The 24,597-nt window shown below is 66.6% G+C and carries 21 protein-coding genes; all 21 read left to right on the forward strand.

All coding sequences use genetic code 11. The features are described from left to right. The first annotated feature begins 38 nt into the window (after positions 1 to 38). A complete protein-coding gene (locus NUG21_RS00540) occupies positions 39 to 1,643 on the forward strand; it encodes a hypothetical protein (protein WP_263391987.1) in 1,605 nt (534 codons plus the stop codon). Beyond that, entirely contained in the window at positions 1,637 to 3,238 is a 1,602-nt protein-coding gene (locus tag NUG21_RS00545; RefSeq protein WP_263391988.1) for a DUF935 domain-containing protein, read from the forward strand. Before NUG21_RS00540 ends, NUG21_RS00545 begins: the two co-directional genes overlap by 7 nt. Further along, positions 3,231 to 4,415: a PBECR2 nuclease fold domain-containing protein gene (locus NUG21_RS00550; RefSeq protein ID WP_019795887.1), complete on the forward strand. Its 1,185-nt coding sequence runs from the start codon at positions 3,231 to 3,233 to the stop codon at positions 4,413 to 4,415. Before NUG21_RS00545 ends, NUG21_RS00550 begins: the two co-directional genes overlap by 8 nt. 141 nt (positions 4,416 to 4,556) lie before the next feature. After that, positions 4,557 to 5,120: a phage virion morphogenesis protein gene (locus NUG21_RS00555; RefSeq protein ID WP_019795888.1), complete on the forward strand. Its 564-nt coding sequence runs from the start codon at positions 4,557 to 4,559 to the stop codon at positions 5,118 to 5,120. Between the two features lie 249 nt (positions 5,121 to 5,369). Beyond that, a complete protein-coding gene (locus NUG21_RS00560) occupies positions 5,370 to 6,482 on the forward strand; it encodes a phage protease (RefSeq protein ID WP_263391989.1) in 1,113 nt (370 codons plus the stop codon). Positions 6,483 to 6,525: 43 nt separating this feature from the next. Continuing rightward, the gene (locus NUG21_RS00565; protein ID WP_263391990.1) at positions 6,526 to 6,930 is read left to right on the forward strand and encodes a hypothetical protein; all 405 of its coding nucleotides are present in this window, start codon (positions 6,526 to 6,528) and stop codon (positions 6,928 to 6,930) included. Between the two features lie 43 nt (positions 6,931 to 6,973). Then, positions 6,974 to 7,867, forward strand: a complete 894-nt coding sequence (locus NUG21_RS00570) for a Mu-like prophage major head subunit gpT family protein (RefSeq protein ID WP_263391991.1) — start codon at positions 6,974 to 6,976, stop codon at positions 7,865 to 7,867. Between the two features lie 253 nt (positions 7,868 to 8,120). Beyond that, on the forward strand, positions 8,121 to 8,444 hold the full coding sequence (locus NUG21_RS00575; protein ID WP_263391992.1) for an HI1506-related protein: 324 nt from the start codon (positions 8,121 to 8,123) through the stop codon (positions 8,442 to 8,444). A 3-nt stretch (positions 8,445 to 8,447) separates the two neighbouring features. Then, the gene (locus NUG21_RS00580; protein WP_019797793.1) at positions 8,448 to 8,954 is read left to right on the forward strand and encodes a gp436 family protein; all 507 of its coding nucleotides are present in this window, start codon (positions 8,448 to 8,450) and stop codon (positions 8,952 to 8,954) included. Next, a complete protein-coding gene (locus tag NUG21_RS00585) occupies positions 8,951 to 9,403 on the forward strand; it encodes a phage tail terminator protein (RefSeq protein ID WP_263391993.1) in 453 nt (150 codons plus the stop codon). Before NUG21_RS00580 ends, NUG21_RS00585 begins: the two co-directional genes overlap by 4 nt. Continuing rightward, positions 9,400 to 9,615, forward strand: a complete 216-nt coding sequence (locus NUG21_RS00590) for a hypothetical protein (RefSeq protein WP_263391994.1) — start codon at positions 9,400 to 9,402, stop codon at positions 9,613 to 9,615. The genes NUG21_RS00585 and NUG21_RS00590 overlap by 4 nt, the downstream gene beginning before the upstream one ends. Positions 9,616 to 9,620: 5 nt before the next feature. Further along, entirely contained in the window at positions 9,621 to 10,601 is a 981-nt protein-coding gene (locus tag NUG21_RS00595; protein WP_263391995.1) for a phage tail tube protein, read from the forward strand. A 151-nt stretch (positions 10,602 to 10,752) separates the two neighbouring features. Next, on the forward strand, positions 10,753 to 11,112 hold the full coding sequence (locus NUG21_RS00600) for a hypothetical protein (RefSeq protein ID WP_263391996.1): 360 nt from the start codon (positions 10,753 to 10,755) through the stop codon (positions 11,110 to 11,112). Positions 11,113 to 11,180: 68 nt separating this feature from the next. Beyond that, entirely contained in the window at positions 11,181 to 11,456 is a 276-nt protein-coding gene (locus NUG21_RS00605) for a DUF1799 domain-containing protein (protein ID WP_019796788.1), read from the forward strand. Between the two features lie 9 nt (positions 11,457 to 11,465). Continuing rightward, on the forward strand, positions 11,466 to 16,511 hold the full coding sequence (locus NUG21_RS00610; protein WP_263391997.1) for a tape measure protein: 5,046 nt from the start codon (positions 11,466 to 11,468) through the stop codon (positions 16,509 to 16,511). Beyond that, positions 16,508 to 17,932, forward strand: a complete 1,425-nt coding sequence (locus NUG21_RS00615; RefSeq protein ID WP_263391998.1) for a phage tail tip fiber protein — start codon at positions 16,508 to 16,510, stop codon at positions 17,930 to 17,932. The genes NUG21_RS00610 and NUG21_RS00615 overlap by 4 nt, the downstream gene beginning before the upstream one ends. Next, positions 17,932 to 20,544: a baseplate megatron protein TIM-barrel domain-containing protein gene (locus tag NUG21_RS00620; RefSeq protein ID WP_263391999.1), complete on the forward strand. Its 2,613-nt coding sequence runs from the start codon at positions 17,932 to 17,934 to the stop codon at positions 20,542 to 20,544. The genes NUG21_RS00615 and NUG21_RS00620 overlap by 1 nt, the downstream gene beginning before the upstream one ends. After that, the gene (locus tag NUG21_RS00625; RefSeq protein ID WP_263392000.1) at positions 20,544 to 22,523 is read left to right on the forward strand and encodes a hypothetical protein; all 1,980 of its coding nucleotides are present in this window, start codon (positions 20,544 to 20,546) and stop codon (positions 22,521 to 22,523) included. Before NUG21_RS00620 ends, NUG21_RS00625 begins: the two co-directional genes overlap by 1 nt. Then, complete coding sequence (locus NUG21_RS00630) at positions 22,523 to 23,308, forward strand: hypothetical protein (protein ID WP_263392001.1); 786 nt, start codon at positions 22,523 to 22,525, stop codon at positions 23,306 to 23,308. The genes NUG21_RS00625 and NUG21_RS00630 overlap by 1 nt, the downstream gene beginning before the upstream one ends. Positions 23,309 to 23,449: 141 nt before the next feature. Further along, a complete protein-coding gene (locus NUG21_RS00635; protein ID WP_263392002.1) occupies positions 23,450 to 24,232 on the forward strand; it encodes a DNA adenine methylase in 783 nt (260 codons plus the stop codon). Positions 24,233 to 24,333: 101 nt separating this feature from the next. Then, on the forward strand, positions 24,334 to 24,558 hold the full coding sequence (locus tag NUG21_RS00640; protein ID WP_019798774.1) for a hypothetical protein: 225 nt from the start codon (positions 24,334 to 24,336) through the stop codon (positions 24,556 to 24,558). Positions 24,559 to 24,597 lie beyond the last annotated feature (39 nt).

The following is a 24,597-nucleotide window of genomic DNA, read 5'->3' on the forward strand; positions in this document are numbered from 1 at the left end:
CACCGCCGAAGAGAGGCCGGAAGCAGGCGTCTGCTGACTTGCCCTCCCGCAAGCCGCTCGCTGAGGCAGTGGAGAAGGCGCCAGGGGATCTGGACGCGGAACTGCCAGCGTCGCTTGCGAACGAAGTCAACGACGCGATCGCGGCCGTCCTGCTGCAGTACCAGCGCGACTGGGTTGCCGACGATAGCGACCTGAAGGTTGCCGAGAAGAGCCGCCGTGTCGGCCTGACATGGGCCGAGGCGTCCGACAACGTTCTGATCGCATCGAAGTCCCGCAAGGCCGGCGGGATGAACGTGTACTACATCGGCTACAACATGGACATGGCGATCGAGTACATCGAAGCCTGTGCCATGTGGGCGCGCGTGTTCAACCAGGCCGCCTCTGAGGTCGAGGAAGGCGAAGAGGTTTTCAAGGACGGCGACGACGAGAAGTCGATCAAGACCTACACGATCCGCTTCGCCAGCGGATTCCGCATCGTGGCACTGTCCTCGCGCCCGGCGAACCTACGCGGCAAACAGGGCGTGGTGGTGATCGATGAGGCGGCATTCCATGGCGCCCTTGACGAACTGCTGAAGGCCGCCCTCGCGCTGCTGATCTGGGGCGGCAAGGTCCGCGTGATCAGCACGCACGACGGCGACCAGAACCCGTTCAACGAGCTTGTCAACGAAATCCGCTCGGGCGGACGCAAAGGGAGCGTCCACCGCATCACCTTCAAGGAAGCCGTTGACCAGGGGCTGTTCGGACGGGTCTGCATGCGCAAAGGCGTGCCGTGGGATGCCGATGCCCAGGCCAAATGGATCGCGGACGTGTATGCCTTCTATGGCGCTGCAGCCGAGGAAGAACTGGATGTGGTGCCGTCGCAGGGCAGCGGCGCCTGGCTGAGCACGGCACTGGTCGAAGCGCGCATGTATGGCGCACCTGTGCTGCGCTACACCTGCCCGAAAGGCTTCGAGGAACTGCCGGACGCGCATCGCGCCGAGGTCATCCAAGAGTGGCTGGACGCCGAGGTGGCTCCACTACTGGATGCCCTCGTTCCGGATCTGCAGAGCGTGCTGGGTCAGGATTTCGGCCGCACGGGGGATCTGACCGTACTGGTGCCAGCGCAGATCGAGCAGAACCTGCGCCGGCGCATCCCGTTCATCCTCGAACTGCGCAACATGCCGCACCGACAGCAGGAGCAGATCGGCAAGTTCGTGATCAAGCGACTGCCGCGCTTCGTCAAAGCGGCAGTCGATGCCCGCGGCAACGGCAACGCGGTGTCCGAGTTCCTGGCTCAAGAGTTCGGCTTCAGCCGGGTGGCGCTGGTGATGGCCACCGAGGGCTGGTACCGCGACAACATGCCGCCGGTCAAGAAGGCGTTCGAGGACGACACGATCGCCGTGCCGCGCGACAAAGACGTGCTGGGCGACCTACGTGCCATCAAGGTGATCAAGGGCGTGGCGCGCGTGCCAGAGCGCAGCGTTGGCAGGGATGGCGGACAGCGCCACGGCGACGCCGGCATTGCCATTGCCCTCATGTACTACGCAAGCCGCAACCCCGGCGCCGAGATCGCCTGGACGGCGATGCCGGTGTCCGCGCGCGGCTATGACACCGTCTCCTACGACGACGACGATCTCTCTATTCCGGAACCCGAAGCATGGTGACTCCCTCCCGCATCCTGGGTCCCGATGGGCAGCCCATCCGAACCGGCGACCTGGCCGAACCCCAGACGGCACGCCTGGGTTCGCTGCAGCGCGAGTTCCAGGGGCACCCGTCGCGCGGGCTGACCCCCTCGCGCCTGGCTAGCATCCTGCAGGCGGCCGAACAGGGCGACGTGATCCGCCAGTACGAGCTGTTCGAGGACATGGAAGAGCGCGATGCTCACATATTCGCGGAGATGGGCAAACGTCGCCGGGCCGTGTCCGGCCTGGCCTGGAAGATCGAGCCGCCGCGCAATGCCACCGCCGCGGAGAAGGCCGCCGCGGCAACCCTGCAGGAGATGCTGCTGGCGGTGGAAGACATCGACGGCATCCTGTTCGACACCACGGATGCGGTCGGCAAGGGCTTCGCGTGCCAGGAGATCGAGTGGGATCGCTCGGGCAGTGAATGGATGCCGGCGTCGATCGAGTTCCGGCCGCAGTCCTGGTTCCAGCTACAGCGCGGCTATCGGCAGGAGATCCGCCTTCGCACCGGCACCGGCGATGGCGAGGTGCTGCAGCCGTTCGGCTGGATCACGCACGTCCACAAGGCCAAGAGCGGATATCTGGAGCGCGCCGCGTTGTTCCGTGTGCTGGTCTGGCCCTACCTGTTCAAGAACTACAGCGTCGCCGACCTGGCCGAGTTCCTCGAGATCTACGGCATCCCACTGCGGGTGGGCAAGTACCCGCCCGGCGCCAGCGAGAAGGAGAAACTGACGCTGCTGCGCGCCCTGATGCAGATCGGGCACAACGCCGCCGGCATCATTCCCGATGGCATGGTGCTGGACTTCCCCACGATTGCTGACGGCGATCCGGACGCGTTCATGGCAATGATCGACTGGTGCGAACGCAGCCAGTCGAAGGCGATCCTGGGCGGCACGCTCACCAGCCAAGCTGACGGCAAGACCAGCACGAATGCCCTGGGCAATGTCCACAACGAGGTGCGTAAGGAGTTGAAGGACTCCGACGCCGCGCAGCTCGGCCGCACGATCTCCCGCGACCTGGTGTATCCGCTGGCGGTGCTCAACGGGCTGGTGGCGAGCGGCGACTACCGGCGCTGCCCTCGCTTCGTGCTGGATGTTGCCGAGATCAAGGATATCGGCACCTATGCGACTGCCTTGCCGGCGCTGGTGCGGCTCGGCATGCGGATCAAGCGGAGCTGGGTGCACACCGAGCTGGGCATCCCGGAAGCCGAGGCGAACGACCAGGACGTGCTGGTCGATGCTGTCCAGCCGGCCCCGGTCGCCCCTGCTGCGCCGGGACGCGCCGCCGCCAGCCTGCACCTGCGCACGGCAGCGGCTGCGCAGCCTGTCGTGCCGCGCGATCGCGAGGATCAGTTGGCACGGCTGTTGGCCGAGGAGGCTGACCCGATCATCGGCGAATGGGTCGACCGCATCCGCGACCTGGTCGATCGCGCGCAGGGCCTGGAGGACGTGCGCGATGGGCTGCTGCAGTTGCTGCCGGACATGGACGCGCGCCGTTTCGGCCAGGTGATGCAGCACGCGCTAGCGATCGCCGGCGCCGCCGGCATGCTCGACGCTCTGGAAGACAGCCGTGTCTGAGATCCGCGGCAACTTCGGGAGCATGCCGGAGGCGGAGAGCTACTTCAGGCAGAAGGTGAACCTGCCCACCCGGCGCTGGGACGATTTGTGGCAGGGCCAGCACGCTCGCGCTTTCGTCGTTGCAGGGGCTACGCGCGACGCGTTGTTGACCGACCTGCGCCAGGCCGTCGATGCCGCGATCAGCAAGGGCGAGACGCTGCAGGACTTTCGTGCGCGTTTCCGGGACATTGTTCAGCGCAACGGATGGTCGGGGTGGGCGGGCGAAGGTACGCCCGGCGGCGAAGCCTGGCGCACGGCCACCATCTACCACACCAACCTGCGCACGGCGTACCAGGCTGGCCGCTGGGAGACCCTCAAGCGATTCCCCTACCTGAAGTACAAGCACAACTCGGTGCGCAACCCGCGCGAGCAGCACATGCACTGGGATGGCCTGGTGCTTGCGACAGACGACGCCTGGTGGCGCGAGCACTATCCGCCCAACGGCTGGGGCTGCCGCTGCAGCGTCATCGGCGTGTCCGAGGCAAAGCTGCGCGCCACAGGCAAGGAGCCGGACCAAGCGCCGCCGCCGATCCCCGGAGATCCACCGCCGGAGTGGGCCTACAACGTCGGTCACGCTGCCAGCGGCGAGCACATCGCTGACGCCGTGCTGGCCAAAGACGCCGCGGCGAAGTGGAGCGAGCTGCCGGGCCGCACAGCGGCCGACTATGGTCGACCCGCCCAGTTGCCGCTGGACACTGCACGCGCGGCGCCGCTCGAGCGCGGCGTGCGTGACCCGCAGCAGGTGCGCCAGCTTTGGCAGGATCTGTATGGCCAGACGCGCACGCTACGCGATCCGTCCGGCGCCGAAGTTATGCTCACAGACCAGGTCGTGGAGCACTGGCTGGAGAAGCCAGCCCGCCTGGACGGACGTGAGAAGTACCTGCCGCTGCTCGCCGAGACGATCGAGAACCCCTACGAGATCTGGGCCAACTGGGCGCGCAACGATGCCGGCCAGGTCAGCCTGCGGCGGTACTACGTCAAGCGCGTTGAGATCGAGGATGAGGGCAAGCGCTACGCGCTGACGACGATCGCCGAAGTGCTGCCGGGCGGCGCGTGGGGATCGTTCGACTTCTTCCGGGGCGCTCGGCCGCAGGTGCGATCGCGCCAGGGACTGCTGGTGTGGGGACGGCCGGAGTGAGGGGCCTTTGCACACAGACGCGCCAACACGCTCTGCGGCGCTCCCTGCAGGGCCAAGGGTGCTGGCCCACCCTGTGGGAGGATTGCGGCGAAGCCGCGACGCCGGGGGCGGCTGGACCCCAGCCCGTGGCCGGAGCTTAGCATGGCCGATAAGCCGCTGATCCTGGATGTCAGCACCGACCAGGCCGAGCGCTGGTTCGCTCGGCTGCTGAGCCGCGCTAGCGACCTGAGCGGCCTGATGGCTGACATTGGCGAGACGCTGACGGAATCGACACAGGGGCGCTTTGACACCGGCATTGGGCCGGATGGCGTCGCCTGGCAGGAACTGGCTGACGGCAGTGGGCGCACGCCGCTGAAGGAAACCGGCCGCATGCGCGACGGCATCCACCCGGCCAGCGGGCCGGACTGGGTCGAGATCCGCGCAGATGCCAAGCAGGCACGCTGGCACCAGGAAGGCACCGGCCCCTACGAGATAGTCGCCAAGCCGGGCAAGGCGCTGTTCTGGCCGGGGATGCAGACGCGCACGGACAAGTCGGGCAGGGAGGGGCCTGCCTTCGTAAAGCGGGTGCATCATCCGGGCCTGCCGGCGCGCCCGTTCCTCGGCGTCTCGGCTGAGGACGACGCCAGCATCACCACCCTCGCCATCGCCTGGCTCGAACTGGACGCCGCCCCCGGCAATCTGGACCCGCCCGGAAACGGCGCCTGAAGCGCTGTGCGCGCCCCTGAGCGCGGCGGTGGTGCCTCCCTCCCCCCGCTCGGGGCGTGTGCAGCGATTTAAACGGCTCTCTAACGCCCTTCGGTCCGGCGCCGAGGCCGCCGGTTCGCACGGGACCCGCAATCGGCCGCCTCGGTGCTATGGTTTGCGCCACCCCGGCCGCAGACGCCGCGGGCGCCCGACGCAGCATTAGCAAGGGCTAGTCCCAGCGCGGAGGGTGTCGCCTGGAAGCTGGGCGGCATGTCGAAGTCCACCCGCTCCTCCGCAATGAGCCACGCCATCGCGCTCGCCGCCTGCAGCTTCACGCTGCCGGCGCCCGCCGAGGACGCGCGGACCATCGAGATCCAGCTCACCCCTGCCGGGGCCTTCAAGCCGCGGGATGGCCGCGAGATGAAGGTGCCGCACTGGTACATCGACCAGGCCGTGGCCAGCCGCGTGATCGCCAACTTCGCCGCGCGGCAGAACCCCGCGGTGCTCGACTACGAACACCAGACCCTGCGCACCGAGGAGAACGGGCAGCCCGCGCCGGCCGCCGGTTGGATGAACAGCCTGAGTTGGCGCGAGGGGTCGGGCCTATGGGCAAACGTCGAGCTGACGGCCCGCGCTGCCGATCTCATCCGCTCAGGCGAGTACCGCTACGTCTCCCCTGTTCTGTACTACGACGAAGCCACCGGGGAAGTGCTGGCGATCGAGATGGCTGCGATCACCAACAACCCCGCTATCGACGGCATGTCCAGCCTCGCCGCCCGCGCCGCGGCCACGTTCGCCCACCACCAAGAGAAAGACACCATGAATCTGCTCGCCGCACTGCTGGCCGCCCTGGGCCTGCCCGAGTCGACCACCGAAGACCAGGCCATCGCCGCCTGCAGTACGCTCAAGCCCAAGCTCGACACGCTCGACAAGCTCACCACTGAACTGGGCGCCGCCGCGCCGGACGCCGCGTTGGCCGCCTGCAGCGCGCTCAAGACCAAGGCCGCCGCCGCCACGCCGGACCCGGCCAAGTATGTGCCGGTCGCCGCGCTGGAAGATGTCCGCACCCAGCTCGCCGCGCTGTCGGCCGAGCGCACCGCGGAAAAGGTCGACGCCCTGGTCGAGGCCGGCTTGGCCGATGGCCGCATCCTGCCGTCGATGAAGGACTGGGCCAGCGACCTCGGCAAGAAGGATCTCGCCGCGCTGTCCGCCTATCTGGACAAGGCCGCCCCGATCGCGGCGCTCGCCGGCACCCAGACCCGCGGCCAGCCGCCGGCCGGGACCAAGGACGAGCACGGCCTGACGGCGGGCGAACTGGCGGTGTGCTCGATGACGGGCATCGCACCGAAGGACTACGCCGCGGCCAAGCCGGCGACCGCCTGACCGTAGTCGGCGCCATCCCTGACACACATCGAGGAATCCCTGCATGACTGCAGCAACCCAAGGCCGCCAGACCCCGCGGCGTGACGCCATTGACCTGGCGCTGCTGGTAAATACCGGCACCACCATCTATGCCGGCACCCAGGTGTCGCTGCTTACCGCCACTGGCAAAGCCGTGCCGAGCGGCACCGCAGGCTCTGGCCCTGCGATCGCTGTGGCGCAGGAGACCGTCACCGGCGACGGCGCCGCAACGGTCAGGGCCAAGCGCGGCCTGGCCTGGCGCTTCGACAACAGCGCCGGCGGCGACGCGATCTCGATCGTGGACATCGCCAACACCGCGTACATCGCCGACGACTCGACCGTGGCGAAGACCGACAACAGCGGCGCTCGCAAGGCCGCCGGCAAGATCATCGACGTGGACGCCGCCGGCGTCTGGGTCCTGGTCGGCTGATTCCGCCTCCATCCGAATCCCGCATCCGACAGGACACACATCAATGCAAGTCACCCGTGGCACTCTGAACACCCTTTTCGTTGCGTTCAACGCGGCCTTCAAGCAGGGCTTGGGCCAGGCCCCGACGCAGTACGAGCGCATCGCCACCGTCGTGCCCTCCACGACCAAGTCCAACGAGTACGGCTGGCTCGGCAAGATCCCCGGTATGCGCGAGTGGATCGGCGATCGCGTGGTGCATGGCCTGGCCACCCACGGCTACACCATCAAGAACAAGCCGTTCGAGCTGACCGTGGGCGTGGACCGGGACGACATCGAAGACGACAACGTCGGCATCTATACGCCGATGATGCAGAACATGGGCGAGTCGGTCGCCGCGCAACCGGACGAGCTTTCCTTCGGCTTGCTCAAGGCCGGTATCAGCACCGCCTGCTACGACGGTCAGAACTTTTTCGACACCGATCATCCGGTGGTGGATGGCACCGGCAAAACCGTCACCCAGAGCAACGTCGACTCCGGTGGCAGCGGCTCCTACTGGTACCTGCTTTCCACCAAGCGCGCGCTCAAGCCGCTGATCTTCCAGAACCGCAAGGATCCCAACTTCGTCTCTATGGACACCGAGACGGACGAAGCGGTCTTCAGCCGCAAGGCGTTCCGCTACGGCGTGGACGCGCGGCGGAACGTGGGCTTCGGTTTCTGGCAGATGGCCTACGCCAGCAACAAGGAATTGACGGCGGAGAACCTGCAGGCGGCGTACACGGCATTCACCGAGCGCGCGGGTGATCACGGCCGTCCGCTTGGCCTGGTCCCGGATCTGCTTGTCGTGCGGCCGAGCCTGAAGTTCAAGGCCGCCGCGATCCTGACCGCAAACCAGATCAACGGCACCGACAACATCATGAAGGGAATTGTCGAGCCGCTGGACTCGCCCTGGGTGATCTGATCCGCCTGTGAGCCAGGCAGGGGCTTCGGCCCCATGTTCGTCGCGGCATGGCCGCACCAGAGTTCAGGGAGGCGGCGCAATTGCCTGCGTGCGCACCTGGAAACCTGCCACCTGGTCGACGTAGGTCGAACGCAGGAGCAGCGCTGATGGGCGCTCAGGGCGGCAATCCCTGCCGCCGTGATCGGCAGAGGCCGGGCGGAAATGCTCGGCTGCAGCGGGCGGACACCCCGCACCCAATTCCCAGGAGCTGCACATGGTCAACAAGATCACCATCAAAGCGAAGTCAGAGCAGGGTCGCTGGCGCGCCGGCATGCACTTCACCCGCGCCGGCGTCACGCTGGCCGTATCCGATCTGTCCGAAGGCCAGATCGCCGCGATCGCCGCAGACCCGGAGTTGCATGTCGCTCCGGCAGCCGATGCCAAGGACGAGCGCGGTACGCGCGAGGCCGCCGAGAAGGCCGCCGCCGAGAAGGCCGCCGCCGAGAAGGCCGCCGCCGAGAAGGCCGCCGCCGAGAAGGCCGCCGCCGAGAAGGCCGCCGCCGAGAAGGCCGCCGCCGAGAAGAAGGTCGGCAAGTAAGCCATGAGCTACGTCACCCTCGCGCAGCTAGCCGAGATCCCCGGCGCCGTGGAACTGGCACAGGTCGCCAGCGACGACCAGCGGGCGCCGGTGACGGCGGATCTGATGGCGCTGACGCTGCGTGCGGGCGATCGCTCGAGCTATTCCGCCGATGCGATCGCGCAGGCGGATGCAGCGGCCGCTCGGATCGTGTCTGCGATCGCACAGGCCGACAGTCTGATCAATGGCTATCTCGGCAGGCGCTACACGCTGCCGCTGGCCAAGGTGCACCCGATGCTGGCGACCTGGTCGCGCGCGATCACCCGGTACACGCTGCACGGCGACCGGATCTCCGACGAGCGCACCGACCCGATCGCGCGGGACTACCGCGACGCCCTGCGCTTCCTCGAGCAGATCGCGGCCGGCAAGTTCAGTCTCGGCCTGGACGATCCGACGACCGGCAGCGGCGCGCTTGGTGACGTGCTGATCAATCCAGGTCACAAGGTATTCGGCCGGGACTTTCTGCCATGACGGTGGGTCCTTTCCCGGTCAGCCAGGCAATCGCGCACCTGCGTGCGGCCGCTCCCTTGTTGCAGATCGTTGGTGGTGCTGCGGACCTCGCAACCGCGCTCGCACAGACGCCGACCAGGCCGACCGCGGCATACATCACGGCTGCAGAGCTGGGGCGCGCGATCAAGTACACCGGCCCTGTCGCGATCCAGCAGTGCGACGTGACGTTGCGTGTCGTGCTGTTCGTCCGCAACTTCGGCATGGCAGGCACTGGCGAAAGCGCGCGCGATCAGATGGATCTGGAGGTGATCCCGCAGGTGCGCCAGGCGCTGTTTGGCTGGGCGCCTGGCGACCAATACGACGCGCTCTGGTTCCAGGCCGGGCGCGATGAGAGCTACGCCGCAGGCTGGCTGGTCAGCCAGCAGGTGTTCGGCACCAATTACCGTCTGAGCAAGCAAGTGCAGCCATGAAGCACACCCCCACCCACGGCGGCGCCTGGCGCGTCGTCAACGGCGAGCTGATCGATGAATCCGCGCAGGCGCCGGAATTGATCGAGCAGCGCGCCGCCCCCGTGTACGCGCACACCGACCTGCGCACGGCTGGTCCTGACGAAGCGGTGCCACCCATCGAAGAACCCAACCCGCCGGCGTCTGCCGGCCGCAAGACCAAGTCCAAGGAGTAAGCCTCATGGCTCAGCCGAGTCTGGAACCCTTCAAGCGGCGCGGCCTGGCGCTCGCTCTGCGCACCGCCGCCAACACGCCAGTCGTACCGACTGCAGCAGCCAACGGCGTGCTGCTGTTCAATGGCACCTCCGGAACGGAGTTCGACAAGGTCGAGCGCCCGATCGACCGACCGTACTTCACTGGGCAGCCCTTCGCTGTCGGCGCGAAGCGCGCCTTCATTGAGGGCGAGTTCGAGCTGTATCCGCCGGCATCCCCGGGCGGCGCCGCAACCAGCGACGCCGACTGTAGCGTGCTGCTACTGCCGGCGGGGATGACCGTCGTCAAGGACGCGACGGCCAAGACTACGCGGTACAACCCGATCACGACCAACATTCCGCTCTCGGACGCGAAGTGGTGGCATGCCGGCACGCTCAAGCAGGTCGCGGCCGCACGGCACAACGTGAGCAGCCTGACCCTCGCTGTCGGCGACCGCTTCAAGGGCAACATCCGTGTCCAGGGCGATTACGACACGATCAGCGAGGACGCGCTGCCGACGATCGCGTTGCCCGCCACGATTCCGACTGTCTGTCGGGCCGACAACACTGTCACCCGCATCATCGTCCTGCCCAACGGCGCGCCGCTGGTGTGCTGGGCGAAGTCCCTGGCCATCGACTTCGCGAACACCATCACGCCTAAGGAGTACACCAGCCACAAGGAAACAGGCATCACCGACCGCGCTCCGACGTGGACGCTGCGCATCGCCAAGACCGCGCTCAGCGACTTCAACCCGTGGGCGCTGCGCGACGCCGCCGCGCTGCTGCGGGTCTCGATGCGCCTGACGCCCTCCAACAACCTGTACAGCGAGCTGGGCATTCGTGGCCAGATCGACACGATCAACGAGACCGAGATCGACGGCGACTACGGGTGGGAGCTGACCGGCCCGTGCGTGGCGAGCAACGCTGGCGGCGACGAGTTCTACATCGAGTTCGGCGACAGCACGCCGTAAACAACAGCAGTTTGACCCAGCTCAAAAGCCCCGCACATGCGGGGCTTTTGCATTAGCGCGCGCTATTCCCGACAGCTTCGCGCGCGCGGGCAAAGTGGCGATGTCCCGCAGCAATGCGGGCTTCAAACCACCTTCCCAAAGGATTCGCACGATGCTCCGACTCACGAAGACCGACACGGTCGCCCTCCCGGTGAAGCTGCGGCTGCCGACCGACAACCCCAACGCCTTCAACGAAGGCACGATCACCTGCAAGGTCAAGATCCTCTCGAAGGATCGAATCAGCGAGCTGACCCAGCAGGACACCTCCGATGGCGACTACCTCCGACTGATCCTGGTCAGCGTCGACGGCCTGGGTAACGAGGACGGCAGCCCGATCAACGGCGAACCCGCACTCGCGGAGGTCTACGACGGCGCCTGGTCCACGTTCCTGCAGGCCGGCATCCTCGGCGCGTATTTCGAGCAGTACGGCGACGCCCGCGTAAAAAACTCGAAGCCGTCGCGCGGGCGCTGATTGGGAAGGGTCCACGCACTGGCGGTCGCGACCGGGAAGACGAAGATCCGGAACCGGCCGTCAGTGCGATGGATTTCCTGCGCGATGGCGGCGCTACTGAAGATGCCACCGAGCAGGTGGACGTGCTCGAGGAGAACTGGCAGGCGCTGATGGTGTTTCGGCAGTGCCGGCCGCAGTGGATCACGGGCATGCACGCGCCGCTCTACGACGGGATCAGCGCCTTGGAGATCGAGGCCGCCGCGCGGCTACATCGGGTCGCCGAGGACGACTACCCCGACCTGATCGCCAGCATCGAGGTGCTGGTCCGCGCAACCAGACAGGCGCGAAACGAACCAACTGCATAGGCGCCCAGCGTGAGCAACCCCACTGTCACCCTCCGGCTGACGGCCGACAACAGCAAGCTGCTGCCCCCAGTACGGGTATCGAGGACCGAGATCGAGGGCTTCGGTAAAGCAGCCGTGCAGGCTGGCAGGGACGCGGAGCGCGGCGGCCAGGGCGTTGCGGCGTTCGGGGCGGCATCTGACCAGGCCGGGCGCAAGGTCGCGGCCCTGAATGCCGTGCTCAACGCCGGCAAAACGGCGGTGGCAAGTTACGTTGGCATCCAGGGAGCGCGCGCCCTGGTCGCGCTGTCCGACGAGTACGCCAATATCTCCGGGCGCCTCAAGCTGGCCACTTCTGGCCAGCAGGCATTTGCCACCGCACAGGCCCAGGTGTTCGCGATTTCCCAGCGCACCTCGAGCACACTGGAAAGCACAGCCACGCTCTACGCCCGGCTTGCCCAATCGACCGCCGAGTATGGCGTCAGCCAACAGCGGCAACTTTCGCTGACGGAAACGATCAACCGTAGCTTCACGATCAGCGGCGCTAGCGCCGTGGCAGCCAGCAACACGATCACCCAGTTCAGCCAGGCGCTCGCCGGCGGCGTGCTGCGCGCGGAAGAGTTCAATTCAGTTGTCGAAAACTCGCCCCGCCTGGCCAAGGCGCTCGCCGATGGCCTGGGCGTCGGCATGGGCCAGTTGCGCAAAATGGTCAACGACGGTCAAGTCAGCGTCGACAAGCTCGTCAAGGCGCTGGAGAGCCAGTCGGCGGTCATCAAGACCGAGTTCGAGTCGATGCCGCTGACAGTCGAGCGCGCGATGGTGCAGCTGCGCAACAGCATCCTGCAGTTCGTCGGCGAAGGCTCGCGCGAGCTGGGCGCCGGCAGCGCGCTCGCCCAGGGCGTCGCGTTCCTGGCCAGGAACCTGGAGTCGCTCGACCAGGTCGTCAGCATCGTCGCCGTTGCCTTCGGCAGCAGGCTGACCGCGAACCTGATCAAGGCCACCGCGGAGAAGATCACAGCTGCGGCCGCTACCAGGCAACTTGCGCAGGTCGAGCTGGCCGCGGCGCGGGCAGCCGAGGTGCAGGCAGAAGGTCGTGTTGCGCTGGCACGCGCGGGCATCGGCGCTGCAGGTGGGCTGTCCGCCGCTGAGGCGGGCCTGGCTGCGGCGCAGGTGCGCACCGCGGCTGCTACTCAGGCCGCCTCTGTGGCGCTGTCCGCGAAAGCGGCGGCGATGCGCGGCGTGAATGCCGCGATGGCGGCCTTCGGCGGTCCCGTAGGCATCGCCATCACCGCCCTGACGCTGTTCGTCATGTGGGTCGCCAACAGCCGCGCGAAGGCCGAGGAGCTGTCCAAGGCAGTGACCGCCGGGTTTCAGCCGGCCATCGAGACGCTGAAGGGCTTCACCCGCGAGACCGCCAACACCTCCTTTGCCAACCTCTCCAGCTCGGTCGAAACGCTCGGCAAAGCAACCGAGGAATTGGAGGTTGTGAAAGGCCGCTACGACGAGCTGGTGCGCGCACGCGACGTATGGCTCGCGCGCGCCGGCGTCGTGCCGCCTGGATTCAACGAGCAACTGCAGGAGGCCGCCCAGAATCTGTCCGCGGCCCGCCTGCGTCAGGAACAGCTTTCCCAAGGCTACGAGCGGGCGACCGGCGTCGCTGCTGACCTGGTGCTGGAGTATGCCGGGGTGACCAACGCCACCGCGGCGCAGCGCGACAGCCTGGAAGCGCTCATCAAGCGCCAGGCGAATCAGAGTCTCACGCTCGAACAGACCAAGCCGCTGCTGGTCGACTGGGCCAAGCAGATGCTCGACGTGGACGCCGCCAACCGCCTCGCGGCGGCGAGCATGGAGCGGCTCGGCCCCGCCGCGGCCGCCAGCGGCGCGGCAGTGAAGGCAGCAATGGCCGACATCTCGCAGACGCTGAACCAGCAGATCCAGCAGATGCAGCTCAAGGCGATCGAGCAAAGCCAGGGCAAAGCCGCGGCATTGCGTGCTGGCCTGATCAAGACGCTTGCGGACAAGGGGATCGACCCGACCAGCAGCCAGGCCCAGCAGCTCCGCGCGCTCAACGAGCAACTGATCGCCGTCACCGAGCAGAACGATCGCTACACCAAGGCCACCCAGGCAGCGACCAAGGCCGACAGCGCGGCAAAGCAAGCGGCCGAGAAGCTTAAGACCGAGCGGCAAGCGCAGGCCGACGCCCAGGCGAAGTACGCCGCCCAGGCCGCGGAAGCAGCGGCGACGCTCGATGGTCCGCTTGCCGAGGCCGAGGGCAAACACAAGCGCCGCGTGATGGAACTGGACATCGAACTGCGTAAGCACAAGCTCACCCAGGCGGACTACAACACCCTGGTGCGCGCGTCTGCCTATGAGTTGTCCGAGGCCAGCAAGGCGCTGCAAAAGCAGCAAGCCGCGCCGCAGGCGCTGCTCAGCAGCATGTCCGCCGAGATCGGGCTGCTGGGCAAGCTCGGCCTGGCGCGCGAGCGCGCCACGCGCCAAGCGCGCAACGAGCACGACATGCTGGAGGCGATCGCCGAGGCAAAGAAGGCAGGTGCGGTCATCAACGCCGACATGACGGCAAGCCTGGTCGCGCAGGCCCGAGCCTATGCGGACGTGTCGATAGCCGCCGAGCAGCACGCCGCCGAGCTGCAGGAATGGGCGGACGTGGCCACGCGCGGCGTCGCCGGCTTCGCTGATTTGCTCTCGGACACCTTCAGCGGCGGCATCAAGTCCTCAAAGGACTTTTTCGCCGAGCTTCGAGACGTGTTTAAACGTGGCTGGCGCGACGTGATCCGCACGCTGCTCGAGCAGCACTTCGTGCGTCCGTTCCAGCAGATGATCACCAGTGCCATTGGCGGTGCGTTCTCCAGCGGCAGCAGTGGCGGTTGGATGTCGCAGTTGGCGGGCATGTTCGGTGGCGGGCGCGGCCTGACCGGCACGAACTCGATGGCAGCACAGAGCGGCTGGGGTAACGCGATCATGGCGGGCGCCGGCTCGCTCACTGGGTTCGGCAACAACAACATCGCCGCTGGCGGCGCAGGCGGCTACAACCTCGGCGCGCTGCAGGCGCTCTATGGTGGCGGTGGCAGTGGCGTGAGCGCAGCGGCGATGCCGTGGCTCAGCGCCGTCGGCGGTGCACTCTACGGGTACAAGAACGCCGGCAGCGGCGGCCTGTCCTCTGCCGCCGCGGGCGTCAGTTACGGCACGCTCGGCTACGTGGGCGGCACCCTAGCCGTCGGCGCGCTCAGCGGCGCCACTGCGGCGACGGCCGCGACCGCGGGCGCTGGTCTGTACGCCACCGGCTCGGCAGCAGTGGGCGGCGCGGCCGCCGGCGCTACCGGCGCTGCCGCGGCCATTCCGGTCGTCGGCTGGATCGTGGCTGCGCTGGCGCTGATCGACCTGGCCAGCGGCGGCAAGCTCTTCGGCACCAAGTACAAAGCCAAGGAGATCACCTCGACGCTCGGCGTCAACGATGCCGGCGGTTACGCCGAGGCCGAGTTGCTGGAGGAGCGGCAGAAGGCGCTGTTCGGCGGACGCAAGCAGCGCCGCCGCTCAATCGACCCCGGCGACGAGTCCCGCAAGGCAGCCGACGATCTGTACGCCTCGATCCGGGACACCGCGCAGCAAGCGGCTGACGCGCTGGGCCTGGCCAGCATCGACATCATCGAAGGTAGCTTCACCCGCGTGACCAATGCGAAGGGCAAGCTGAAGTCGGAGTTCAGCACCGTGCTTGGGGCGGTCTACAAAGAAACGGGCGAGGAGTTCGCGCAGCGACTCAACGCCGAGCAGATCATCGGCCAGATTTCCCAGCTCGATCACACTGCGGGGCTGATCGCGCAGCGCTGGCGCAGTTCCGCGGCGACGCTGGATGAGGGTGCGCAGTTCCTCCTGGCGGCGGCCGTGGACATCAACAATGGCGCCGGCCTGCTGACCACCGGCGGCCTGTCGCGCCTGACCGACCTGGTCGAGCATCTGGGCCGCGCTGGCGAGACCCTGAGCCAGACCTACCAGCGCGTGATGGCCGGGGCCAGGACGTATGCCGCGACCGCAGCGGCCGCGTACCAGGAAGTGGCCACCCAAGGGTTCAGCGAGTTTGCCAAGCAGCGCCTGGCAATCGCGCAGGAGGAAAAGCAGCGTATCAAGGCGCTGCAGGACCAGGCGCGAGCGCTGCACGGCCTGTCGGCGCGCGAGGAAGACCTTGCAGCGGTGCGTCGGGCCGCGCAGGTCAAGACCGATGCGCTGGTGCGGTCGCTGGAGTCGGAGCTGGTCGACCTGGCGCTGAACCGGATCAATGATCAGATCCAGCAGCTCGGCGGCGCGGCCGATGGGGCTGGCAGCAAGATCGAGAGCTTCATCAAGTCGCTGGCGCTGAGCGACACGCTGTCGCCGGATACGGACGCCACGAAGCGCTACACCGCCAGCGAGCTGATGCGAAGCGCCGCCGCAAGCAATAACGTCGACAGCTTCACCCAGTACGCGCAGCAGTTTCTAGAGATCAGCCGCAAGCTCAACGCCAGCGGTGCCGCCTATCAGGCGGACTATTCGGAGGTCAACCAGCTCGCGAAGCAGTTCGGCGCGGATGGCGGCAGCACGTCGCTGCAGCAGTTGTACGTCCAGCGTGCGGCACTGCAGGCCCAGCAGGAGGCGGCGGCACGCCTGGAGCGGGCGCAACGCATCGCGCAGGGAGTCAGCGATCTCGCCGGCGTCAACGGAGAGGATCCGCTCAAGATCCTGCGCAAAGTGACCGGCATGTCCCCCGAGGCGCTGGCCAGCGATCTGGGCCTCTCGCTCTCCGGTCTGCAGGACTACCTGGCAGCCCAGAAGACGGACCTGAGCGACCTCGCGGAGATCCTCGAAGACCTACCCGAGCGCATCGCGCGGGCGATGGTGACGGTGCTGGCTGATCGCGAGGTCCCCACGACGACCCCCGCCGCGACGGCAAAGCCATCCCAAGGCGGTAGCGCTACGACCGCGCCCAGCGCCGGCAGCTCGAGCACCGACGAGATCCTGATCGTGATCCGAGATGGCATACAGAAGCTCGTCAACCACTCCGACAATGCCCGGATCATGGCGCTATGAGGCCGCTCATCCTCGTGGACATTGGCGGCGAGAGCCTGCCGGTTGTAACGCCGGTTAATCGACCTGCGCTGAACTGGGTCCCGCCCAAGGTGCCAGCCGTCGTCGTCGCGCCGCCCAGCGGCGTGCAGGTGGTCCCCGCTGTGGACACCATTACGATCACCTGGGAGCGTTCCCCGCTGATCGGCGCTATCTATGTGGTCTGGCGCGCGCCCGACGTCAACGGTGGTCCAGGCTCCTGGTCGATGGTTACGCGCACCAGCGACACGCGTTACACCTACACCGATCCGACGGGCGCGACGAGCTGGTGGAAGGTCACGGTCATGGTGAACGGCGTTGCATCGCTGGACTCCGGCCCGATGGCCACGGTGCCGGTGCAGCCGCTCCTGCAGGGCGACCTGACCGAGGTGATCGAGCAGGTCGACCAATACTCGGAGGCCGTGATCAAGCAGGCCATCGATATCAGCAAGGTCAACGACGCAGCGGTGGCCAACCGCGCTTACATCGCCGACCTGCAGACCACCAAGGTCAGCGCCGATGGCGCGGCGGCGATCGTCAAGGAGCAGGTCGGCGCCGCGACTGCCGGCATGACCGCCACCGTGCAGGACGTCTCCAAGGCTGTGGCCGATCTGAACGGCGACCTGGAGGCCAGTCGCAACATCAAGGTGCAGACCACCAAGTCCGGCAAGTCGTACCTGGCCGGCATCGGCATTGGAGTCAAGGCCAGCGGTGGCCTGACGCAGAGCGAGATTGCGATGCTGGCCGACCACTTCGTCTTCATGACCTCGGTGGACGACGACACCTACTACTACCCACTGGAGATCGTTGGCGGCAAGGTCTACATCAACGCGGCGATGATCCGCGATGCAACGATCAACTTCGCGAAGATCAGCGAAGAGCTGAAAACCTCGAATTACCAATGGGATGGGTCGCAAGGCATCTACAAAGGCTGGCGGCTCGCGAAGAACGGGCAGGCGCAGTTTGGTGGCGACGTTGAGGTGCGCGGGACGGTCTACGCCGACAAGCTGATCGGCGAGGTGCAAAAAAAGACGGTCGTCAACTGGGAAGGCAACACCGCCGCATCTTCCGGCGCGTCGCTGGTCACGTTCGAGCTGGCATCGCCCATTCTCGAAAACGGCAGCCACACGCCGATGATCCAGCTCACGCTGGAGTTCAACAACACGGCGGGCGACCCAGCACGGGGCAACTACGTAGTCGAGCGGCTATACAACGGCGGCTGGATCAAGTTGCGTGAGCGGGCCGTATATCTTGGCACCGGCGCAAGCGGGAACGCCTCAATCACGATCGTGGATGACGATGCGAGCGATGCCCGCACCTACCGCTTGCGCGTCGCCGATGGCGGGCTGCGCAGCGGCAGCTTCATGTTCACCAACGTCAACGGCATCGTCTTCGGGGTCAGGTAATGGCAAACGGGTATCTCAGCAATGCCGAACTGGCGAACATGGTTGCTGCGCTGGTCGAGCGATACAACGTGTTTACCGACCAGCAAATCGGATTCTTCACCACGTCGAACGAGACTGCGCCGATCACGCTGGACAATACCGCGATCACGGTGCCCTCGCTCAAGGCGTTGCTGGCCAGGGGCACGCTGTCGATCTACGCCACCACGGCGGCTGGGCTGGCAGCCACTGCGAGTGGCCAATTCTTCCAGGTGCTGGAGAACGCGGGAGAGTACCTGGCGCTGTACCGTAACAGCGGTGGCGTCGCGATCGCCGTGGCGAAGTATCCCAGCAGGGACGCTGTCGCCGGAACCTCGTTCATGGAGGACATCACGTCAGCGATCGGTCGCGCCGATGCAGTCATGCTGACGCCGTTCAACGAGTTTGACCTGGACACCATTGCGCAGGTTGACTCCTCCGGGGCGGGCTTCAACACCGTGCTGGATGAACTGGTCAACAACATCACCTTCGCCGAAGCCAGGACCAACTTCATCTACATGTGCCGCGACGACCTGGCGCGCCTGACCGGCGTACGCACGGTGATGGTGTGGACACAGTGGTTCTCCGTTTGCAGCAGTATCGCGGGGACCGATCCGGGCGCCGTGCAGCCGGCTATCAACGCGGAGATCGCGGAGAAGCTGTCCCAGCCCTCGCAGTGGGAGGTCGCTGGCAAGACCCCGTCCAACGCCCTACAGCTTGCCGGCCGTGCTGGCGGAACGCAGAACGAAGCGTCGCAGATCCGCGGCATGAAGCACCTGATCGAGCGGGGCTACCAGGTCGGGTTCGTCCCGATCGTGCTCGGTCGCGTCAACGACGGCAGCTTGGCCGAATCCCATGCGCTTGTCTGGCGCGGCTTCTTCAACTTCAGATCGACACAGGCGCTCTCAAGCTGGATCGATAGCTATAAGGCGTTCCACGCTCACTACATCACGCTGTTCAAAACGCATGGCATCGTGCCGGCGTGCTGGTACGTCGCATCCGAGTTCAGCGCGATCGAGCGCGCGGCCCCGGACGCGCAGTGGGCCATCTGGATCGCCGCATGTGCCGACATCGCCGCCAGCGTCAAGGCGGCGTTCCCCAACTGCGCGGTCACCTACGCGGCGAACTACACCGAGTACGGCGTGGGTTCCGGGTATCGGCTTGACGCGATCTGGAGCAACCCGGACATCGACAGCGTCGGGATCGAGTGGTACTTCCGTCTGACCACCAGCACGGACGGTTCCGCGGAGGAGATCTCGGCGGGCCTGGTCGCTGGTGAGGACATGGACTACACCTGCAGCACTTCCGACGATGCGCAGCGAAAGCTGACCGGCTCCAGTGGTAAAGGCAAGGCCAACGAAACTCGCACACCGATCAACGCGAGCGCCGGCATCAAGAACACGATCGGGTTCTGGCAGGGGTGCCACTATGTGCCGAAGCGTAGCGGCTACATCGCCGAGGCGACATCGCAACCCGGCTACGGGCGGGGATACGACCCGTTCGGGCTTGCGGGCATGGAAGGCAACGCCACCACTGCCGTCGAATCCGGCTTCGTCTATCCCGGCACTTCCGGTTCGCACATGCCGCCGCCGGACACCGCGACGTTCCTGCGATGCGACGGCACCAGTACCGGCGGCTATGGCAAGGTCACGACGCCGACCTACAGCGGCGGCAGTCAGAGCGAGTGGTCGATCACGCTCGACTTCCAGGTGACGGCCTTGCCGGCGGACAACTACGCGCGCGTGCTGGAGCTGGCCGGCTACATCGAGTTGATGCTTGACCAAGGTGGCGGCTTCAAGCTCGGTTTGGGCAGTAGCTACTACATCACGCTGGGCGCGCTCGATACGATGCCGCACACCCTGCGCGCGTCGCTCAACAGAACAACGAACACCCTCACGGTCGTGTGGGACGGCGCAAGCGCCGACTACGGCGTCGACAGCGGCTCGGCGATCGCCATTCCGTCTGGCACATCGCTCTACCTCGGCGGCTACAACGAAAACTACGCCTTGACAGCGTGCAAGATCTTCAAGTGCGCGCTCTTCTTCACACGGGATAGCCAGCGCTGGGGAGGCACCTACTACTTTGACGAGACCTATGCCGGCGTCCGAACCGCGTGGACGCCGAAGATGAAGCGGATATCGGCGACCGAGCTGGGGTTCGCATCGATCGGCGGGACATGCGTGGAGCCGAGCCAGTTCACTTACGCGGATCTCGGCGCGCAGCCGCTGACGTTGCCGTCGATCCTCAATGCGACCACGCGCTCGATCTACGAATCGTTCTTCGAGGCTGGTTGGAAGCCGGTGGAGGTCTACTCTTCCTACGGCAGCAACTTCAATTACGCGCCCTTCGAACAGGTCTACGCCTTACGCGAGACGCTGCGGCACATGGAGTCCCTGCAGCGCAGGGGAATGATGGATTCGATCTGTCTCTACAACATCGACGCACGGCCAGCAGCGGCGATGGCCGCAAAACTCAACGGTACGCTGTACTACACCGACGCGCCGATGAACGTGTTCGGCCACGCGCTTAATGGCAAGCTCGCGGGCGGCAGCACGCTGTTCCACAGCCGCATCCTGGCAAGCGGGAGCATCTTCTGATGGCGCGCCAGTACGCACGCTGGGCCACGAGTCCGATCGGCCTGGGCCTGCTGGTCGAGGATGGTGGCTTGACGCTGGCCACCGCCGGCAGCACGACGTTGAACCACCTCGCGCGCAGCACGATCGCGCACGCTGAAGGTACCCACGGCGTCGAGTTCTTCCTGTGGGGCGATGGAACCGTGCAGGCGACGATTGGCGTCGTGTCGCCCGCAGCACCGCTTTCAGCCGAGGTCGGCTACGCGAACGGCATAGGCTGGCGCCTGTATGACGGCGTCATCGTGCGCAATGGCACGGTCGTGGCGAGTGGCCTGGCGATGCCATCCCGAGGCGAAGCCCTGGGCGTCCGCGTCGTCCTCGGTGCGCCATCGGTCGTGGAGTTCTACCGTGGCGGCATCAAGGTGGCCTCGCAGGAAATCACGCTCGCTGGTGGCGTGCACTTCGCCGCGTCTCTCGCGACTGACGATGCCGCCGGCTTGCGCTGCGCGATCAACGCCGGGCAGTGGCAGGGTCTGAGCGCCGCTGTCGGCGCGGGCTGGTATGGCACCGATGCGGCGGCGGACGCGCTGCACCTGTCCAGCGAGGACTACATGACCGGTTCGGCCGACGTACCGGCCAGCACGCCTTATCTGGGCCTGCTGGCCAGCGACGGCATATCGACGGTCGCCAGCGTCAGCTTCTGGCCCTGGGACACCACATCGCGCAGCGGGGCCGCGCAGATGCGCGTGCTCGATGCGGGCGGCGCCCTGGATGCAGCCGCGCTCGGCGCGCTGCGGAACCAGCCCGTGCGTGTACGTCAGGTCGACCAAGGTGCCCCCCTCTCAACCGCCACCGCGGTCGCGCGCTACGTGCTCGACCGAATCGACATCGAGGACGACGGCACCAAAGCACTGGTGCTGCGTGACGCGCACGATGACCTGGACGACCCGCTGAGCCGCGCCGTGTTTCTGCCGCCGCAGGGCGCAAGCAACGCATGGCAGTCCCAGCCGGTGATCATCGGCGCGGTGCGCAGCGCGCCAGGTATCTCAGTCAACAGCGATGGCAGCCAGCAATGGCTATGCGAGGCGCCACTGGGCAGCGTCGGCGCCGTGCTGGACCGTGGTGCGTCTCTCGCCGCAGGTACGGCTTACTCGCTCGCCGGGGATGGCCAGCAGATCGTCCTCACCTCTCCGCCGGTGGGGCCGCTGGTCGCCGACGTTTCAACCCTAGCAGCCATGGCGCCGGCGACGCTGCGCCAGGCGCTGGGGGACGTGTTCGGCCGTATCGGCAAGTCGGCCTGGTCGGGCGATGATGCCAGCGCGATCGACACGGTTACGGGTTACGCCGGCGTCGGCTTCTACGCTGGCGCCGGTGCGGCCGCGACGCCTCGAACAGCGCTGTCCGAGATCCTTGGCAGCTATAGCGCGGATTGGTGGCAGGACGGCGACGGCGTGTTGCGACTGGCCAGGCTCATCGACCCGGAAACCGTCCCTGACTCGGATCTGGCGTTCTCGCTGGACTGGACCGAACTGGCTGCGGATCTCGTCGTTATGCCCGACCTGGCGCCCAATCTCTCCCGTCGCCTGGCTTACCAGCCGAATGCGGCCGTGCTCGACATGGGCGACTTGATCACCGACCTGGTGCAACTGCCCCCGTCGATGCGCCAGCAGCTCATCTCGTCCTACCGCGGCCAGGTGTATGCCGCAGGCCCACTGGCGGGGCGCTATGCACATGCCGAGACCGCTCAGCCGCAGCCCTCGCGCTTCGATCGCCGCGAAGATGCGCAGACAGAGATCGATCGGATCGTAGCGCTCTATGCCGTGGCGCGGAACTTCTATGCCGGCCGCGTCACTGGCCGGGCCGACCTGCAACTGATGCCCGGTCAGGTTGGGCGCATCACGTATCACCGATATGGCCTGCATGCCGGCCGCAAGGTCTTGGTCACCGGCGTGACGAGCAACCGGGTCACTGGCGACCACACACTCAAATTCTGGGGTGCATGATGCTGATCGGCTACGGACAACCGGCCCTGGCGCCGAGCATCGATGGCGCGACCGCGACGAACCTTTCCGCCCTGGTCGACGGCCGCCCCTCAAGCGTAGCGCGGGTTAGTGGCGGCGGAAGCGGCGGCGTGCGGTTGCGTGCTGACTGGGCCACTGCCACCTCTGTTCGCATCGTTGCGGCGCTGGGTCTGACTTGCACCGCCGGCACTGCGCTTGAACTGACCGGCAAGCGCGCCGGCGATAGCGAGTACGGCTATGCACTCGGCGGCACCGCCACGACCCAGCCGGTGGTGGAGTTGGTCGACGGCAGCCGCGCGGCGTGGTGGGTGCTGCCGGAGGGCAATGCACGCCTGGTCGGGCTGCAACTGGAGGTCGCTGCCGGAGCGTTCGATATCGGCGAGTTGATCGTGCTGCAGGGCGTCGAACTGCCCCACGAACCTGGTTCGAGCTGGGATCGCATCGACCCGAGCATCGTCGCCCGCACGATCGGTGGCGCTCTGAACGTCATCCCGCGTCGCACTTACCGCCGCCTGCGCGTGCGCCCGACCGCCGACTATCTAGACGCGGTGCGTGGCGGCGGACTCGCGAACGGCATGGATTGGGACAAACTGGTGTACGCGCTTTCCGCAAGCGCACGCGTCGCCGCGCTCCTGCGTTGGGACGACGCGGCGGAGCTTCATCGCACGGCCGTTTATGGCACTGCGGCCGCCGCGGCGATCACCCACCGAGCAGGCCCAATGTTCAACACCGAGCAGTGGACATTCGAGGAGATCCCTCCGATCTAAGAGACAGGGCGACGGGCCGATGCCGGCAAGCACCGACCCGCCGCCGTAACCGCGTGATCAGCCACGCGACCAAAGCCAAGGCCCTGCCGCTCCCGCGAGAGCGTGAGGATCTTGGCGATTCATCATCGCAAAGGCTGAGATTTGAAAACGAAGACGTTGTTCCCCTGGCCGGGTGGTAAGACCCGGTTGCTGCAGCACCTGCTGCCGCTGCTCTCTGAAAACCCGCATCAAACCTACGTTGAAGCGTTCGCCGGCGGCGCCGCCCTGCTGTTCGCCCGCGAGCCGGCGAACGTCGAAGTGATCAACGACGTGCACGGCGAGCTGGTGCGCCTCTATCGCGTTGTGGCCAACCACCTGGACGAGTTCATGCGCCAGTTCCGTTGGGCGCTGACGAGCCGCGAAATGTTCAAGTGGGCGCAGCTCCAGCACCCTGACACGCTCACGGACATCCAGCGTGCGGCTCGGTTTTTCTACCTGCAGCGCTTGTCCTTTGGCGGGAAGGTGACCTCACAGACGTTCGGTACGGCCGCGCGATCGCCCAAAACCATCAACCTGCTGCGCCTGGAGGAAGATCTAAGCGCAGCGCATTTGCGGCTGCACCGGGTCGTGGTGGAGCAACTCGGGTGGGAGGCTTGCCTGTCCAAGTACGACACGCCCGAGACTCTGTTCTTTTTGGACCCGCCGTACTGGCAAACGGAGGGCTACGGTGGCGCCTTCGCGCTCGATGAGTACGACCGCCTGGCCGAGGCGATGTCCGGCCTACAGGGGCGCGCGATCCTGACAATCAACGACCATCCCGACATGCGCGCTCGCTTCGACAAATTCCACGGCAAAACGGTGAGAATCGACTACACCATCGGCCGCCAGTCAGCAGCCAGGAAGGAGCGGATTTACACCACATGGCGGGCGTCGCGGCGGCGGTAATTCCACCCTGTCCAACGGCTGTCTGGGAGCGGTGCGGCGACTGGATCTACGTCGGGGATCGAGCGTCAATGTCCGCACCCTAACTAGCTACGGAAACCTCCATGAGCCTGCCCCGCACCGCCGACGAACGTACCCGCGCCCTGTGCGCCGAAGCCGCCCATGCAGTCCATGAGGCCCTTCGGGGCGCCGATAGCAACGTGCTGCTGGCGCTGGTGCAGGACCTGGCGGACGCCAAACTGGAAGCACTGCGCACTTTGGCAGATCGGGGCCTGGATGCGACTGGCCGCTTCGTTGGTAGGCAGGCAGCCTGGGAGGCGGTGCCGTAGTGAATGTCTGAACTGACAGGGTGCCTGTCAGGGTAAAAT

Origin of the sequence: Xanthomonas sp. CFBP 8445, from assembly GCF_025666235.1 — a bacterium.
Classification (GTDB): Bacteria; Pseudomonadota; Gammaproteobacteria; order Xanthomonadales; family Xanthomonadaceae; genus Xanthomonas_A; species Xanthomonas_A indica.

Excerpts from the sequence above, each read along its gene's own strand:
- NUG21_RS00545 (WP_263391988.1), top strand. The coding sequence starts at position 1,637 with ATGGTGACTCCCTCCCGCATCCTGGGTCCCGATGGGCAGCCCATCCGA.
- NUG21_RS00555 (WP_019795888.1), top strand. The coding sequence starts at position 4,557 with ATGGCCGATAAGCCGCTGATCCTGGATGTCAGCACCGACCAGGCCGAG.
- NUG21_RS00560 (WP_263391989.1), top strand. The coding sequence starts at position 5,370 with ATGTCGAAGTCCACCCGCTCCTCCGCAATGAGCCACGCCATCGCGCTC.
- NUG21_RS00565 (WP_263391990.1), top strand. The coding sequence starts at position 6,526 with ATGACTGCAGCAACCCAAGGCCGCCAGACCCCGCGGCGTGACGCCATT.
- NUG21_RS00570 (WP_263391991.1), top strand. The coding sequence starts at position 6,974 with ATGCAAGTCACCCGTGGCACTCTGAACACCCTTTTCGTTGCGTTCAAC.
- NUG21_RS00575 (WP_263391992.1), top strand. The coding sequence starts at position 8,121 with ATGGTCAACAAGATCACCATCAAAGCGAAGTCAGAGCAGGGTCGCTGG.
- NUG21_RS00580 (WP_019797793.1), top strand. The coding sequence starts at position 8,448 with ATGAGCTACGTCACCCTCGCGCAGCTAGCCGAGATCCCCGGCGCCGTG.
- NUG21_RS00585 (WP_263391993.1), top strand. The coding sequence starts at position 8,951 with ATGACGGTGGGTCCTTTCCCGGTCAGCCAGGCAATCGCGCACCTGCGT.
- NUG21_RS00590 (WP_263391994.1), top strand. The coding sequence starts at position 9,400 with ATGAAGCACACCCCCACCCACGGCGGCGCCTGGCGCGTCGTCAACGGC.
- NUG21_RS00595 (WP_263391995.1), top strand. The coding sequence starts at position 9,621 with ATGGCTCAGCCGAGTCTGGAACCCTTCAAGCGGCGCGGCCTGGCGCTC.
- NUG21_RS00600 (WP_263391996.1), top strand. The coding sequence starts at position 10,753 with ATGCTCCGACTCACGAAGACCGACACGGTCGCCCTCCCGGTGAAGCTG.
- NUG21_RS00605 (WP_019796788.1), top strand. The coding sequence starts at position 11,181 with ATGGATTTCCTGCGCGATGGCGGCGCTACTGAAGATGCCACCGAGCAG.
- NUG21_RS00615 (WP_263391998.1), top strand. The coding sequence starts at position 16,508 with ATGAGGCCGCTCATCCTCGTGGACATTGGCGGCGAGAGCCTGCCGGTT.
- NUG21_RS00620 (WP_263391999.1), top strand. The coding sequence starts at position 17,932 with ATGGCAAACGGGTATCTCAGCAATGCCGAACTGGCGAACATGGTTGCT.
- NUG21_RS00625 (WP_263392000.1), top strand. The coding sequence starts at position 20,544 with ATGGCGCGCCAGTACGCACGCTGGGCCACGAGTCCGATCGGCCTGGGC.
- NUG21_RS00630 (WP_263392001.1), top strand. The coding sequence starts at position 22,523 with ATGCTGATCGGCTACGGACAACCGGCCCTGGCGCCGAGCATCGATGGC.
- NUG21_RS00640 (WP_019798774.1), top strand. The coding sequence starts at position 24,334 with ATGAGCCTGCCCCGCACCGCCGACGAACGTACCCGCGCCCTGTGCGCC.